The 13,804-nt window shown below is 61.6% G+C and carries 12 protein-coding genes and 1 pseudogene; 5 read left to right on the top strand and 8 right to left on the bottom strand.

Annotated features, from left to right (window positions below; translation table 11 throughout):
• Window positions 1–26: 26 nt before the first annotated feature.
• The gene (locus B2589_RS13190; protein ID WP_286816900.1) at window positions 27–818 is read right to left on the bottom strand and encodes an alpha/beta fold hydrolase; all 792 of its coding nucleotides are present in this window, start codon (window positions 816–818) and stop codon (window positions 27–29) included.
• Between the two features lie 370 nt (window positions 819–1,188).
• Here B2589_RS13190 and B2589_RS13185 point away from each other — a divergent pair, with 370 nt between their 5' ends.
• From B2589_RS13185 to B2589_RS13175, 3 genes are all read left to right on the top strand, one after another.
• Complete coding sequence (locus B2589_RS13185; RefSeq protein WP_286816899.1) at window positions 1,189–2,229, top strand: AraC family transcriptional regulator; 1,041 nt, start codon at window positions 1,189–1,191, stop codon at window positions 2,227–2,229.
• Window positions 2,226–3,662 (top strand): cardiolipin synthase, encoded by a 1,437-nt coding sequence (gene cls, locus B2589_RS13180; RefSeq protein WP_286816898.1) that lies wholly within the window; start codon window positions 2,226–2,228, stop codon window positions 3,660–3,662. Before B2589_RS13185 ends, cls begins: the two co-directional genes overlap by 4 nt.
• A 69-nt stretch (window positions 3,663–3,731) precedes the next feature.
• A complete protein-coding gene (locus tag B2589_RS13175) occupies window positions 3,732–4,391 on the top strand; it encodes a GntR family transcriptional regulator (protein WP_273133120.1) in 660 nt (219 codons plus the stop codon).
• Here the strand turns inward: B2589_RS13175 and B2589_RS13170 are convergent.
• Window positions 4,385–6,625 (bottom strand): patatin-like phospholipase family protein, encoded by a 2,241-nt coding sequence (locus tag B2589_RS13170; RefSeq protein WP_414673961.1) that lies wholly within the window; start codon window positions 6,623–6,625, stop codon window positions 4,385–4,387. The two genes, B2589_RS13175 and B2589_RS13170, sit on opposite strands and share 7 nt — an antisense overlap.
• Complete coding sequence (locus B2589_RS13165) at window positions 6,606–7,217, bottom strand: hypothetical protein (RefSeq protein WP_273133121.1); 612 nt, start codon at window positions 7,215–7,217, stop codon at window positions 6,606–6,608. The genes B2589_RS13170 and B2589_RS13165 overlap by 20 nt, the downstream gene beginning before the upstream one ends.
• A 224-nt stretch (window positions 7,218–7,441) precedes the next feature.
• On the opposite strand from B2589_RS13165, the gene B2589_RS13160 reads away from it, so the two are divergent.
• Complete coding sequence (locus tag B2589_RS13160) at window positions 7,442–7,807, top strand: hypothetical protein (RefSeq protein ID WP_058339950.1); 366 nt, start codon at window positions 7,442–7,444, stop codon at window positions 7,805–7,807.
• A 12-nt stretch (window positions 7,808–7,819) separates the two neighbouring features.
• On the opposite strand, the gene B2589_RS13155 is transcribed toward B2589_RS13160, so the two are convergent.
• Window positions 7,820–10,582, bottom strand: a complete 2,763-nt coding sequence (locus B2589_RS13155; RefSeq protein WP_286816897.1) for an ATP-binding protein — start codon at window positions 10,580–10,582, stop codon at window positions 7,820–7,822.
• Between the two features lie 93 nt (window positions 10,583–10,675).
• Between B2589_RS13155 and B2589_RS13150 the strand changes: the two genes are divergently transcribed.
• Window positions 10,676–10,909 (top strand): DUF2789 domain-containing protein, encoded by a 234-nt coding sequence (locus B2589_RS13150; RefSeq protein WP_286816896.1) that lies wholly within the window; start codon window positions 10,676–10,678, stop codon window positions 10,907–10,909.
• 9 nt (window positions 10,910–10,918) lie between these two features.
• Here B2589_RS13150 and xerC read toward each other — a convergent pair whose 3' ends face one another.
• From xerC to B2589_RS13130, 4 genes and pseudogenes are all read right to left on the bottom strand, one after another.
• A complete protein-coding gene (gene xerC, locus B2589_RS13145) occupies window positions 10,919–11,884 on the bottom strand; it encodes a tyrosine recombinase XerC (RefSeq protein WP_414673960.1) in 966 nt (321 codons plus the stop codon).
• 2 nt (window positions 11,885–11,886) lie between these two features.
• Window positions 11,887–12,639: a DUF484 family protein gene (locus tag B2589_RS13140; protein ID WP_286816895.1), complete on the bottom strand. Its 753-nt coding sequence runs from the start codon at window positions 12,637–12,639 to the stop codon at window positions 11,887–11,889.
• 17 nt (window positions 12,640–12,656) lie between these two features.
• Window positions 12,657–13,571, bottom strand: a complete 915-nt coding sequence (gene dapF, locus B2589_RS13135; RefSeq protein WP_286816894.1) for a diaminopimelate epimerase — start codon at window positions 13,569–13,571, stop codon at window positions 12,657–12,659.
• Window positions 13,572–13,585: 14 nt separating this feature from the next.
• A pseudogene (locus B2589_RS13130) lies at window positions 13,586–13,804 on the bottom strand (diaminopimelate decarboxylase); the annotation flags it as partial.

Genomic DNA, 13,804 nt, shown 5'->3' with positions numbered 1-13,804 from the left:
GTTGCCGGCAATGGCCGCGTCACACCTTACTGTTCCAGAAACCGCCGGCACAGGGTGGCGAAGGTATCGGCTTTTTCGGCGTGCAGCCAGTGGCCGGTGCCTTCGATAATTTTCAGTTCAGCGTTCGGAAACAAGCGGCGGATGGTGTCCTGGTGTTTTTCCTGGATGTAGGCCGAGTCTGCCCCCTTGATAAAGAGCACCGGCCCTTCAAACGGGCCATCACCCTCCGGTGCGTCCGCCAGGTTCTGGTAATGGGCATCAATTACCGGCAGGTTCAGGCGCCAGCGGAAGATGATATCGCTGTCGGTCTGTTCTTCGGCCGGAATACGCTCCAGGTTCTTGAGCAGGAACTGCCGCACACCGGGGATTTCCACGAATTCTGCCAGGCGCTCGTCTGCCTGTTTTCGGGATTTGACCCCGTTCAGGTCGAGGCTTTTCATACCTTCGAGGATGTCGTCATGGCGGGGGTGGTAGGTCACCGGGGCAATGTCCGCCACGATGATGGCTTTCACCCGCTGCGGATAACTCAGGGCCACCTGCATGGCCACCTTTCCACCCATTGAGTGGCCAAGAATAGTGGCCTGGTTCAGCCCCTGGGCATCCATGTAGGCGATGATATCGGCGGCCATGGCCGGATAGTTCATTTCATCGCTGTGGGGAGAACTGCCGTGGTTGCGCTCGTCCAGCGCGTGAATCTGCCAGTTATCTTCCAGCCGGCGGGCTATGCCACCCAGGTTCTCGAGGGATCCGAACAATCCGTGCAACAGGATCAGCGGCTCTCCCTGGCCGGAAATACGGTGATTCAGTTCAACGCCCATACGCAGGCAACCTCCGGTTATCTGAATTAACCGGATACACTACCACCGCCAGTGCACGGGGCAAGGGAAAATTCAGGCAGAAAAAAGCCGGGCAAAGGCCCGGCTTAATGGTCACGACATTACGACTGAGAAATCAGCAATAGAAGATGCTGTCCAGATATTCAGCCAGCGCCACGATGTTTTCGCGCTCGCTCTGGGTACGGGGAACAAAGATTTCCTGTGTCATACAACACCTCCAATTGGCGTTATGGCTACTTCAACCTGATGCCACACATGCTATCGTTTAAGGTGTTGATACCCGTTGACCAGCTGTGCCAATCGTTTGACATTTTGTATCAGCCTGAACCGAACCGCGGAGCCAGCGAACACCATGCATCCCCAAGCGGATCCAGCAACAACGCCCCATGTGGCGGCCTCCAGCACCCTTGCGCTGGTGCATTACCTCGAAAAGCGGGGCCTGCTGGACCGTGCCCGGGTGGAAGACATCGCAGGGGTGCGCCTGGAAGAACTGGATGACCCGGACCTGCGCATTCCCGCCAGCATTCACTACCAGCTATGGAAACTGGCCGAGCAGCTGACCGCAGACCCGGGCGTAGGCCTGCACGCAGGGCAAGTGATCGACCCGGAACGCATGGGGCTGGTAGGCCATGTGTTCTTCAATTGCGACACCCTGGGGGAAGCCGTTGTCCAGTACGTAAGGCTGCACCGACTGATCAACGAATCGGTGACGCTCAGCTTCGAGCAGACGCCGGAGCAGGCCATTCTGACCTGGCAACCGGATAACCCCGCCCACTACTGCCGGCAGGACATGGACCGCACCCTGGCCGCCGCCCTGTGCCGCACCCGGCACTATATTCATCGGGGCATCGAGGCAGACTGGGTGGAAATTGCCCACCCGGAACCGGATTACGCCGCGGAATACCAGAAGCTGTTCGGCGGCCAGGTGCTGTTCGGCTGTGGCATTACCCGCATGGCCTTTGCCAGCAAGCACCTGGGGCACCGTATTCCACACCGCAACCCCTATGTGTATTCGGCGGTACTGAAACAGGTAAACGCCGTACTGGCCCGGCTGCAAACCCGCCGGTCATTCAGCCGCAAAGTACGCCGGCTGATCTCCCGGCAAATGTCGACCGATCGCATTGACGCCGACACCCTGGCCAGGCAATGCCACATGAGCCGGCAAACCCTGTACCGCCGGCTGAAAAAAGAAGGCCTGAGCTTCCACGACCTGGTGGAACAGGTCCGCAAAGACAAGGCGCTGCGCTATGTTGCCGACGATCAATATGCCCTGGGCGAAATTGCCTTCCTGCTCGGGTTCTCCGAACTCAGCGCCTTCAGCCGCGCCTTCAAGCGCTGGACCGGCCTGGCCCCCGCGCAATACCGGGCCAGGCACCAGGAGGCAAGCGCATGACCGGTGATACCCTGTCCTGGCTCGCCATCCCCCTGGCATTGCTGTACCTGGCAGCCATCGCCTGCATCTATCGCATTCTGCTGACCTACCGTACCTCCCAGGGCGCCATTGCCTGGATTATTGCCCTGCTGGGCCTGCCCTACCTGGCCGTGCCGGCGTTCCTGTTGTTCGGGCGTATCCGCTTTGGCGGCTACGTAAAGGCCCGGCGCATGGGCAACAAGGATTTGTCTGACCTGCTGGACACCTTTGAAAACCAGAGCACGTCGATCGCCAAGCCCGGCGACCGGCACTTCAGCGATGAACTGCAGGTGCTGTGCAAACTCAGCCGGCAGCCGTTTACCAGCGGTAACCGCTGCACACTGCTGCGGGATGGCGAGGCCACCTTCGAGGCCCTGTTCGAAGCCATGGAGCAGGCCACCCACTACATCCTGCTGGAGTTTTACATGGTGCGCTCCGATAAGGTGGGCCACCGGATCAAGGAAATCCTGGAGCGCAAGCTGGCGGAAGGTGTGTCGGTGTGGTTTCTGTACGATGACATCGGCAGTGTCTCCCTGTCCCGCCGCTGGCTCAACGAACTGAGCGCCGCCGGGGCACGGGTTGCCTCCTTTGGCGACGGCAACATCCGCCGCCGGCGCTTCCAGATCAACTTCCGCAACCATCGCAAGCTGCTGGTGTGTGACGGCCACACCGGCTTTGTCGGTGGCATCAACCTGGGCGACGAATATCTTGGAACTGCCATGGACCAGGAGCCCTGGCGGGATACCCACTGCCGTATCGAAGGGCCGGCGGTCATCGGCCTGCAACTGGCCTGGCTGGAAGACTGGAACTGGGCCAGCAACGACCGTCCCGAGCTGGAATGGGCGCCGGCAGAGCCACCTCCGGGGCAGCAGGAAGTGCTGGTACTGCCCTCCGGCCCGGCCGACACCTGGGAAACCTGCACCCTGTTTTTCCTGAACTGCATCAACAACGCCCGAACCCGGCTGTGGATCGCCTCGCCCTACTTCGTGCCGGATTTCCAGATCATGAACGCGCTGCAGCTGGCGGCACTTCGTGGCGTGGATGTACGCATCCTGATTCCGGAGAAATCCGACAGCCCGCTGATCCGGGTAGCGGCCTATTCCTACCTGGTGCAGGCCAGCCAGGCCGGTATCGGCATCTATCGTTACCAGCCGGGCTTCATGCACCAGAAGGTGGTACTGGTGGACGACCGCTATGCGGCCCTGGGCACCGCCAACATGGATAACCGCTCCATGCGCCTGAACTTCGAGATCATGGCCATCAACACCCACCCGGAGTTCATCGGGCAGGTAGAGCAAATGCTGGAAGACGACCTGAAACAGTGCCGGCTGATGACCGAAAGCGACTACCAGGACCGCTCACTTCCGTTCCGCCTGGGCTGTCGTGCCGTACGGTTGCTGGCACCGCTTCTTTGAACTGGTTCTCAGTGCAGGCTTGTGCCAATATGACCGCCCGAAAACCGGCAAGACAACAACCGATACTCCATGACCGCATTCAAACCCCGTGAGACCCTGACCGAGCAGGTCGCCCGCCACATCGAGAACCTGATTGCCTTTGGCCAGCTCCGTTCCGGCGAGCGCATCTACGAAAGCGCCATGGCCAAGGAAATGGACGTAAGCCACGGCTCCATCCGCGAAGGCCTGCTGCTGCTGGAAAAACGCCACCTGGTCAGGAACGTGCCCCGCAAAGGCGCCTTCGTAACCCCGCTGGACGAACACTTCGTCAGAAGCCTGTACGAAACCCTGGAGCTGTACCTGACCCACACCGGCCGCAAACTGGTGCGGCAATGGCAACCCGAAGACATGGCCCGGCTGGAATCACTGCACAGCCAGATGCAGGCTTGCTACCAGAACAACGACCTGATGGCGTTCCTGGAGCTGGGCATCGAGTACACCAAGGCCTCGCTGGCCTACGCAGACAACTACTTTATTGTCTCTGCCATTGAAGACCTGTGGCCATCGGCCAAGCGCTGCGCGTTTGTAGCCTTCCGCCAGGGCGGGAAGCAGGTTCTGGAAGACAACCTGAAGCATATGGAAGAGTCGATCCAGGCCATTCGTGACCGGGACGAAGAGGCACTGGCTTCGCTGCTGCACAGCTACGCACAACAGCAAAGCGACCAGGTACTGACGGCGCTGGATCAGTAGAACAGCTGGGTAAACGAGAAGCCGATGTTCAAGTAGGCGGTCCAGTCATCTTCATTATTATAGGCGCCGGCCAGCTGCACCGGGCCCAGGAAGGTATTCACCCCGGCAAACAGGCTCCAGGATCGTACCAGGCCAGACCAGCGCGCGTCGTCCATGGTGTCCCAGGCGTTACCGGTTTCAAAGCCCACGCCGGCGAACCAGGGCATCACCGGCCCGCCGAATTCCCGCCGGGCATAGGCCGACAATAGTGCCGCATCGTTACCGGTGATTTCACCCGGCGCATAGGCCGACAGCTGCCGGAAGCCACCCAGGCGGGCCGCATTCTCGATACCCGGCTCACCACTGACCACCTGCCGGGTGTACGCCAGGCCGGTGAGGTTGAACCGGCCCCAGGTGCCGGTGCCCAGGAGCATGCCGGTCACCGAATCGAACTCCCGGTCAGAACCCAGCCCGTCTCGCTCAAAACGGCCCCGGATACCGGCAAAGGCACCGGATTTCGGGTAAAAGGTATCGCTCAGGGAGTCGTGAACCAACTGCACACTGGCGTAGCCCTGATGAACATGGCTGGAAGGTGCCACCGACGCACCCAACTCATCGTCCACTGACGCCAGCCCGCGCACGTAGCCCAGGCGCACTTCACCGTTGCGGCCCAGCTCCATACCTACCGCCAGGTCTATCTGGCGGAAGCCAACATCAATCTCGGCAATCCGCTCGCCATCCTGGTATACGCTGTAATCATCCTGGCGGTATTCCACGCCCAGCACCGCGAACCGGTCATAGCCGTAATCCAGCGGCTGGTACCACTGGGTGCGCACCCAGGGCTGGGTACCCAGCTGCGCGGCGGTCTGCCACTCGGCTCCCAGCTGGTTCAGTTCGGTCATACGCAGGCCCGCGGCCAGGTTAAAACGGGTGTCGCCGTCAAAGTTGTCTTCGTAGTTGAGGCCAAACGACAGGTAGTTCGGCCCCCAGCTTTTCTCCCGGGCCCGCACCATCAGCACCGGGCCCTCGTCAGAGGGGCGCATCGACCAGGACACTGTCTCGTAGTAGCCCAGGCCGTAGATGCGTTTCAGGTCATCTTCCAGCTGTTCGACATCCAGTGGCTCACCGGCTTGCTGGCGAATCCGCTCGCGCAGGAATTCACTGGCCAGGCGGTCACCCTGTGTGAACTCGATCCGGGCGATCGGCCCCGGCTGCCACATGCCGCCTTCGACCGAATCCCGCCAGGCCTGCCAGGCCGGGCCGGAAACCGCCAGCCGGTTCAGCGCCACCGCATGTTCGCGGGCAGCGGTCGCGCCCAGCTCGAACAGTACCGGGCCATCAAAAAAGTCAGCAGAGGAGTGCCCTTCCAGGTCCGGCCGGATGAGTATGTCGCTGTCGGTCAGCCGGGCCAGCTGATCGTCGGTATTACGGCGGGTCATCATGGTGGTCAGCTGGCCAATCACCGAAGACGCTTCCTGCATTTCCTCATTGGTCAGCAGCGGGTCGGTGATATCCACGGCAATGATGATATCGGCGCCCATGTCCCGGGCCACGCTAACCGGCAGGTTGTTGGCTACACCACCGTCTACCAGCAGCCGGCCGCTCCGTTCTACCGGCGCGTAGACTCCCGGTATGCTCATACTGGCCCGGATGGCTTCGGCCAGGTCGCCACTGCCGATCACCACTTCCACCCCGGTTTCCAGGTCGGTGGCCACCGCCCGGAACGGGATCGAAAGCTCATCGAAATCCTCCACCAGCGCGGCATTGCGGGTCAGTTCGTTCAGGATAAAACCCAGGTTCTGGCCGGTCACCAGGCCGCCACCCAGCCGGATACCGTCCATGCTCACCCCCAGGCCGGGGGCCAGCGGCAAACGCCAGTCATCCTGCTTGCGCCGCACCGGCTTGTAGGCACGGCCGGGGTCGTCCCGGAAACTGGACAGCCAGTCCAGCTCGATAAACCGGCGTTCTATTTCCTCCACCGGCATACCGGAGGCATACAGGGCCGCCACCGCAGAGCCGGCGCTGGTGCCCACCACCATGTCCACCGGCACCTTCATTTCTTCCAGCGCACGCAACACACCTACATGGGCCATGCCCTTGGCGCCGCCGCCACTGAGCACCAGACCCACCTTGGGGCGAACCTCGGGCCGCGACTGGGCCCAGGCTGGCGCTGCCAGCATGGCCAGCAACGTCAGCGCAATGGCGAACAGCTTCGGGGGGCTCAAGATCGGGCGATCAGTGCTTTTTCTTGTCATCGTCGGCAAGGGAAAGGTGGGAGATATCCGGCACAACCGGCGGCGGAACCACCCGGTCTACGCCAAGGTCGGTGCCGGGCGGCGCCAGGGTCCAGTCGTCCAGATGCTCAAACATGGGGGCTTCGGCTTCCTGGTGTTCCACCAACGTGACTCCGGGCGGGTCCAGGCTCAGGCCGGAACCGGCCAGGATGTCATCCACTTTTTCACCCGCAACGGGCAGTCGGTCACCGGGCTCCGGTTCGGGCGTTTTACCGGTTCGGGCGGGAGCGTCCTGCGCAGCGCCGGTAGCTGCCGGCGCCGGGCTGGCAGGGCGTTCCGGTGCCGACGGTGCCGGTTCCTGCCGTGGCTGCGGCCTGGATGGCGCTGCACCGGCCATCGGTTGCACATAGGCCACCATGCCATGCTTTTTCAGAACCGCCTGGTATTTTTCAGCCTGCACCTGCTCAAGCTTGTTGCGGATAACCACCGGCTGACCGCTGAACATGCGGTCAAGCTGCTCGACACTGGCCTTGAATAGGGCCTTTGCGTTATTACGAACCGCAGCAGGGTCGGTGCCCGGCACGCACTCCCCTTTGAACACAAGCTGGAACATAGTTATGCCTCGTTATTTTTCGCAGACCAATGGGCCAATGATAGCTGAAAACCATTGCCGGAACAGGCCAGCCTGGTGAACCGCAAAAATGCCTGAAGATTGCAAACAATTGAAAAATCCGGAGCTCACCGGAGGAAAATTGCCAAATCCTCTGCAACAATCTAACTTAATAATCTGTTACATTGCGTTACACGGATTTAAGGCGCGACCCAAGGAGAATAACCATGCGTGCCCTGTTGCCATCCCTTGCTTCCGCCGCGGTCATCGCACTGACGGCACCCGCAGCTCAGGCAGAAAACCTGGATGTTCTGATGAGCGGCGTTTTCGCGGACAACGAAGCCACCTACATCGGCTTTGAAAGCATCGAGCGGGAAGACATTCCTGAACTTGCGGCAGTGGATCGCAAATACCTGGTGGTGGACTTCCGCTTCACCGGCCAGGAGCCGGCCAGCGAACAGCTTCAGGCCAGCGTACACAAAGTCTGCATGACCCTGCTTAAAGACCGCGACCTGATCCGCTCATTGTCGGATTCCGGTTACGACATGGTGTCGGTTGCCTTCGACCGCCAGTCCCAGTTCGACTGCCTGTAAGCCAGAGCTGCCTCAGCTCTGGCCCAGCAGGTGCGGGAAGGCTTCCAGCGCGGTATTAACAGCGTCCAGGTTGAAGGCTTCCACATCCGACAGCAACTTCTCACCGTACCGGGTCACCGACGGGGATCGATAACGCTGGCCCCACTCGACCACTCTCAGGGCAAAGTCTTTCATCTGTTCCGGGTCGCCACTCTCTCGAACGTCTTGCCATTCGTTACCGAAGTCTTCCGCCAGCTTTTCCCGCAACCAGCCCCGCTCCTGAATGCTCATGGTCTGGGCCAGTAACCGCTCCGATTCTTTCGGCGTACCGTCGTCTTCCACCTGTTCAACGGTAGCCTCCACCCGGGGCAATACCACCGAGAAGGTCGACCCCACGTCCGACTCACTCTCCACCGTCAGCTCGCCGCCCATCATTTCCACCAGTTTACGGCTGATTGCCAGGCCCAGCCCGGTGCCGCCGTAACGCCGGGAGCTCTGGCCTTCCTGTTGTTCGAAGGCGTCAAAAATGCGCTCCTGCTGGTCTGGTGCAATGCCAATGCCGGTATCGGCCACCGTCACCACCAGCCGGTAATACCGGGTTTCGGAGTCTTCCCCGCCCGGTTCGTCCAGCTCGCTCGCCACGGCCCGAACGGTGACCCCACCCTCGTGGGTGAACTTGATAGCGTTACCCACCAGGTTGAACAGCACCTGCCGCAGCCGGGTTTCATCCAGCATCATGGCCGCCGGCATTTTCTTGCCAACGCTCACTTCCAGGGTGATGCCCTGCTCGGTGGCGCGCAGATCGAAGATGTGGCGGACATCGCTCAACAGCCGGCGCACCGACACGGGGCCAAAGTCCAGGCGCATCTTGCCGGCTTCAATCCGGGACAGGTCCAGGATGTCGTTAATCAGCATCAGCAGGCTGCGGCTGCCGGCACGGATGGCGTTGAGGTAGTTACGTTGCTGGGGGTCGGTAACCGAGTTATACAGCAGGTCGCTGTAGCCGATTACCGCGTTCATCGGCGTCCGGATTTCATGGGACATATTGGCCAGGAATTCGCTTTTGGAGCGGCTTGCGGCTTCGGCCTGCCGCGCCAGCCGCTCCGCCTCCAACTTGGCTGCCCGCAGCTCGTCTTCACTTCGCCTAAGGGCATTCTCGGACCGGATCCGCTCGTCGACTTCCAGCGACAGCTTTCGGTTCCAGTACAGGAAGATCAGCACCACCACGATGGCGATCAGGATAATCCGGCGCACCACGGTGTAGTCGGCTTCCTGCTCGATATCCAGGTGAATCCAGCGGTTGTAAACCGCCTCGGTTTCCGATGCCGGCAAACCACTCAGGGCCTTGTTCAGTATCCGGTGCAACTGCTGGGCCGACTGGCCCACGGCTAACCGCAGGTCGTACTGGTACGGGGTGATGCTGGTAATACGCAGATTGGTCAGCCCCAACCGGGCGACGGTGTAACTGACCGCCGGGATATGGGTCACCATCACGTCCAGGTCGCCGTTAGACAGCGCCAGCAAGCCTTCTTCTACAGTTTGCTGCGGATAAATGTCGAGGTTCGGATGATTGATCAGCAGGTAATCATGGCTGGCCTGGCGATTGACCACCCCTACCCGCTCGTCACGCAACTCCCGCAAATCCCCGATAAACCGCCCGGTGTCCCGAATCGCCAGGGCAATGGGTACGTTCACATAGGCCCGGGTAAACAGGAAATCCTGCTCGGTACGGGGTGTTCGGGACATGCCTGGCAGGACATCCACTTCACCGGATTTCAGCTGTTCTTCCGAGGCACTGCGGCTATCCACCGGAACATATTCAAAGCGGATGTCCAGGTCCTGCTCCAGGCGCTTGAGCAGGTCGACCACCAGCCCGGCGGGCCGGCCGTCCTGCTGGAATTCGAAGGGCGGCCAGTCTGACCGGACGCCCACCTTCAGCCCGGGATTGGCTTTCAGCCAGGCCCGCTCTGAACTACCAAGGGACTGGTTACCGGCGTCCATCTCCGGCGCGCTGGCCTGCAACCAGGACTGCCGGATGCTGCGATGTTCCTGGTGGCCGAGGGCGGTAATGGCGCGGTCGAACACCCGGAACAGGTTGGCTTCTTCGATGGGCACCTGCAACACGACATCCACCTCCCGGTGGTCGAGCAGCAAGGACAGGCCAACGCCGTTGATCATTGCCGATTCCAGGTAGTCGGACACCACCGGCACCGGCCCCAGAAACGCATCCGCCTTGCCCGACAGCAGCAGGCTGACAGCTTCGCCAAGATTGGCCGCCGGCACCGGGGTAAAGTTGTTCACCGGGTCCAGCAGCGGGTACTGGTTGGGGTCGTCACCGACAATGGCCACCCGGCTGCCTTCAAGGTCTGACGGGCCGCGGATTGCCGCCGCTCCGGCATTCACAAAGACCCCATAGGTGAGCGACATCAGCGGCGCCGTATGGCGCACGCCCGGAATCACCGGGGCATCGGGAATGCGGGTGGTCAGGATGATATCCGGCTCTGGCTGGTTACCGGAGCCATCCAGGAGTTCCGGCTCTACCAGCACCCCCAGCTTGTTTTCAATCCGCTGCAGGTAATCGATCCAGATACCCGCCAGGGGGCCATCGCCGGTATCGAACACCAGGGGTACCTGGCTGTGGCGGATGCCTACCCGGAAGCTGTCCTGCTGCTCCAGCCACTCCAGGTCTTCCACGCCCAGCACCGGGTCCGGCGCGGCCAGTGGCGGATCTGCCAGCGCGGCCCCTTGAAATACCAGAAACAGCAGGCAGAACAATAACTGTGAAACAGACTTCACTGGATATCCTCGGCGGGTCCACTACATTTCAGGAAACCATACCCGTAAACGGGGTACATTGCATTTTGCCAACCCATCACAGAGGGCACTTCCATGGACACCAGCAAACATAGCCTGAGCACCCTGTTCAAACAACTTGGCATGCCGGCAGACAAAGCCAGCATCGAAGACTTCATTGGCCGTCACTCGCCACTGCCCTCGGAAATCGCGCTGCAGGATGCCCCGTTCTGGTCCGAGGCCCAGTCCCACTTCCTGGAGGAAGGCCTGGAAGAAGACAGTGACTGGGCAGAAATCATTGACGAGCTCGATGCCATGCTAAGGCACTGACGCCCGGTTTCAACTCTCGCCGGAACCCGAACCCCCGCGCCGGCGCCTGGCCCGGGGATGGCTCTGGTCATAGACCCTGGCCAGGTGCTGAAAATCCAGGTGGGTATACACCTGGGTGGTTGCGATATCGGCATGGCCCAGCAATTCCTGCACGGCCCGCAGGTCACCACTGGATTCCAGCATGTGGCTGGCAAAGGAATGCCGGAGCAGGTGCGGGTGCAGGCGCTGGTCGGCCCCCTGCAACACACCCCAGCGGGCCAGCCGGGCCTGGATGCTGCGCCGGCTCAGGCGATCACCCCGCTGGCTGACAAACACTGCGGGCTCGCCTTCCGGCGCCAGGGACGACCGCAGTGCCAGCCAGCTGTTCAGGGCCGTTACCGCCTTGCCGCCCACCGGCAGAATCCGTTCCTTGCTCCCCTTACCCAGCACCCTCACCTCCCGGCCTTTGAGGTCCAGGGAGACCAGGTCAAGCCCGGCCAGTTCTGCCAGCCGCAGGCCTGAGGAATACATCAGTTCGAACATGGCCAGATCCCGGACTTCCAGCGGATCGTCCGAATTTACTTCCAGCAACTGGTTGATCTGGTCGACATCGGCCACTTTCGGCAACCGGCGACCGGTTTTCGGGGCCCGGATATCCAGCGCCGGGTTATCCCGGGCCAGGCCTTCCCTGAGCAGATACTGGTAGAAGCGACGAACAGAAGATAGGTGGCGGGCAATGCTGCGGCCGCCAAGGCCGCCTTTGCTGAGGTGGGCGACATACCGGCGGACGTCGTGGCTGGACAGGTCCGCCCAGCAATCGCAACCGCCCCCTGTCAGCCAGAGCGCCAGGCGCTGCAGGTCACGCTGGTAATTATCGCAGGTGCGCGCGGAGTGCCGCTTTTCTGATTGCAGGTGGCGGATAAAGCCCGACAGCGGCGCGGCCAGGGCCCCGGGCGGCGTGCCGGGGGTGTCGAGGGCGCCGGGGTCAACCTCCAAGGTCACCCCTGACCGCTTTCCACCGCCAGGTCAGACACCGATGCGCCGGAGCCATGGCGTTTGAGCATGGGCGGCAGCAGGCGGCTCAGGGTATCGCTGATATAACTCAGGAACAGCGACCCCATGCTCTGGTCAAAATAACCCGACTCGCAGCTACCCACCGCAAACACCCCGACCAGGCCTTCATGGCGCAGTGGCATCAGGGCGACCGAGGCGATTGGTTCGTCCCGGTCCGGGAACAGGAATTCCCGCTCATTCTCCCGGAACTGTCCGCACACCGCCCGCTCACCATCCAGCAGGCTACCCAGTCGTTCCTGTGCCAGGTCGGCATTGACAACATGCAGGGCACCCTGGCCGGAACCGGGCAGTTCATCATTACTGAACAGCAAGACAGACGCGGCATCCAGCCCGAAATCACTGCGGATACTGTCATCGATAGCCGCCGCCATGTCGTTCAGGTTTCGGGCTTCGATCACCTGCAGCAGCAGGCGCTTGCTCTTCTCGAACAGCCGGTCGTTGTGGCGGGCAATCGAGACCAGCTCGACCAGCTCCCGGCGCAGGGTATCGCGCTGCTCACGGAACAGATGAACCTGGCGTTCCACCAGGGAAATCGCACGTCCACTGTCGTGAGGCAGGGTCAGGGTGCGCAGCAGTTCATCCTGGTCGACAAAGAAATCAGGGTTGTCGCGCAGATAATCCGCTACCTGCTCACGGGTGAGTTCTGCGACCTTCTGGCGGGCCGTTTGTTCTGTCATCGTGTTCTCCTGAGCTGTCAGGACCTTGTTTTAGGGCTGCGAGGGCCTTTGCGCCGGCGCGGCGGAGCCTCGCCCGGCAGTCGTAACTGGCCTTCAAATACTGTTGTCGCCGGGCCTTCCATCATAACAGGGGTACCCTCACCCTGCCATTCGATCACCAGGCGCCCGCCACGCAGTTCCACATCTACCCGGGCATCCAGCAAGCCGCACAACTGGCCGGCAACCACTGCAGCACAGGCACCGCTGCCGCAGGCCAGGGTTTCACCGGAGCCCCGTTCGAACACCCGAAGCCGGGCGTGGCTACGATCCACAATCTGCAGGAAACCGATATTGGCCCGGGCCGGGAACCGCGGATGCTTCTCCAGCGCCGGCCCCAGGCTGGCCACCGGCGCGGTATCCACGTCGTCCACCACCAGCACACCGTGGGGATTGCCCATAGACACCGCCGACAATTCAATCTGCTGGCCGTCCACTTCCACCGTGTACACGGTTTTCTGGCGGTCGGCGGCAAAGGGAATGGCGGGCGGGTTCAGTTCCGGCACGCCCATGTTCACCATCACCATGCCGTCTTTGCCAATTTTCAGTTCAATCACGCCCTTGGCGGTCTGTACCCGCACCACCCGCTTGTTGGTCAGGCGCTGATCCCGCACAAAGCGGGCAAAACAGCGGGCGCCGTTGCCGCACTGCTCCACTTCCGAACCGTCGGCATTGAAGATCCGGTAGCGGAAGTCGACATCCGGTAATCCGGGCGGCTCCACCACCAGCAGCTGGTCAAAGCCAATGCCAAAGTTACGGTCGGCCAGCTCCCGGATCATTTCCGGGCGCAGGCGAAACGGCTGGCTGATGGCATCCACCACCATGAAATCGTTGCCCAGGCCGTGCATCTTGGTGAACCTCAGCAGCGGCCCCTGATTCCGTCTTTGCTGGTTCATCTCCGGTTCCCCGCTCATTCCGGCAGACAACTTTCAGGAGCCAGCTGGTCTTCCAGGGTTTCCCGGCGCCGGACCACGTGCACCTTGTCACCATCCACCATCAGTTCCGGCGGGCGGTTTCGGGTGTTGTAGTTGGAGGCCATCACAAAGCCGTAAGCACCGGCAGAGCGCACGGCCAGAAGGTCACCGGCCTGCAGGCGCAGCTTGCGATCCTTGCCCAGGAAGTCGCCGGT

The sequence above is a fragment of the Marinobacter sp. UBA3607 genome, from assembly GCF_002375525.1.
In the GTDB taxonomy this organism is placed as follows: Bacteria; Pseudomonadota; Gammaproteobacteria; order Pseudomonadales; family Oleiphilaceae; genus Marinobacter; species Marinobacter vinifirmus.
The sequence above is the reverse complement of the archived record's forward strand: the minus strand, read 5'-3'. Positions and strand labels throughout refer to the sequence as shown.

What these genes read in the sequence shown, in the direction of transcription:
- B2589_RS13190 (WP_286816900.1), bottom strand. Translation starts at nt 818, where the DNA reads ATGGGCGTTGAACTGAATCACCGTATTTCCGGCCAGGGAGAGCCGCTG.
- B2589_RS13170 (WP_414673961.1), bottom strand. Translation starts at nt 6,625, where the DNA reads ATGACAAGAAAAAGCACTGATCGCCCGATCTTGAGCCCCCCGAAGCTG.
- dapF (WP_286816894.1), bottom strand. Translation starts at nt 13,571, where the DNA reads ATGAACCAGCAAAGACGGAATCAGGGGCCGCTGCTGAGGTTCACCAAG.
- B2589_RS13140 (WP_286816895.1), bottom strand. Translation starts at nt 12,639, where the DNA reads ATGACAGAACAAACGGCCCGCCAGAAGGTCGCAGAACTCACCCGTGAG.
- B2589_RS13150 (WP_286816896.1), top strand. Translation starts at nt 10,676, where the DNA reads ATGGACACCAGCAAACATAGCCTGAGCACCCTGTTCAAACAACTTGGC.
- B2589_RS13185 (WP_286816899.1), top strand. Translation starts at nt 1,189, where the DNA reads ATGCATCCCCAAGCGGATCCAGCAACAACGCCCCATGTGGCGGCCTCC.
- B2589_RS13175 (WP_273133120.1), top strand. Translation starts at nt 3,732, where the DNA reads ATGACCGCATTCAAACCCCGTGAGACCCTGACCGAGCAGGTCGCCCGC.
- cls (WP_286816898.1), top strand. Translation starts at nt 2,226, where the DNA reads ATGACCGGTGATACCCTGTCCTGGCTCGCCATCCCCCTGGCATTGCTG.
- B2589_RS13160 (WP_058339950.1), top strand. Translation starts at nt 7,442, where the DNA reads ATGCGTGCCCTGTTGCCATCCCTTGCTTCCGCCGCGGTCATCGCACTG.
- B2589_RS13165 (WP_273133121.1), bottom strand. Translation starts at nt 7,217, where the DNA reads ATGTTCCAGCTTGTGTTCAAAGGGGAGTGCGTGCCGGGCACCGACCCT.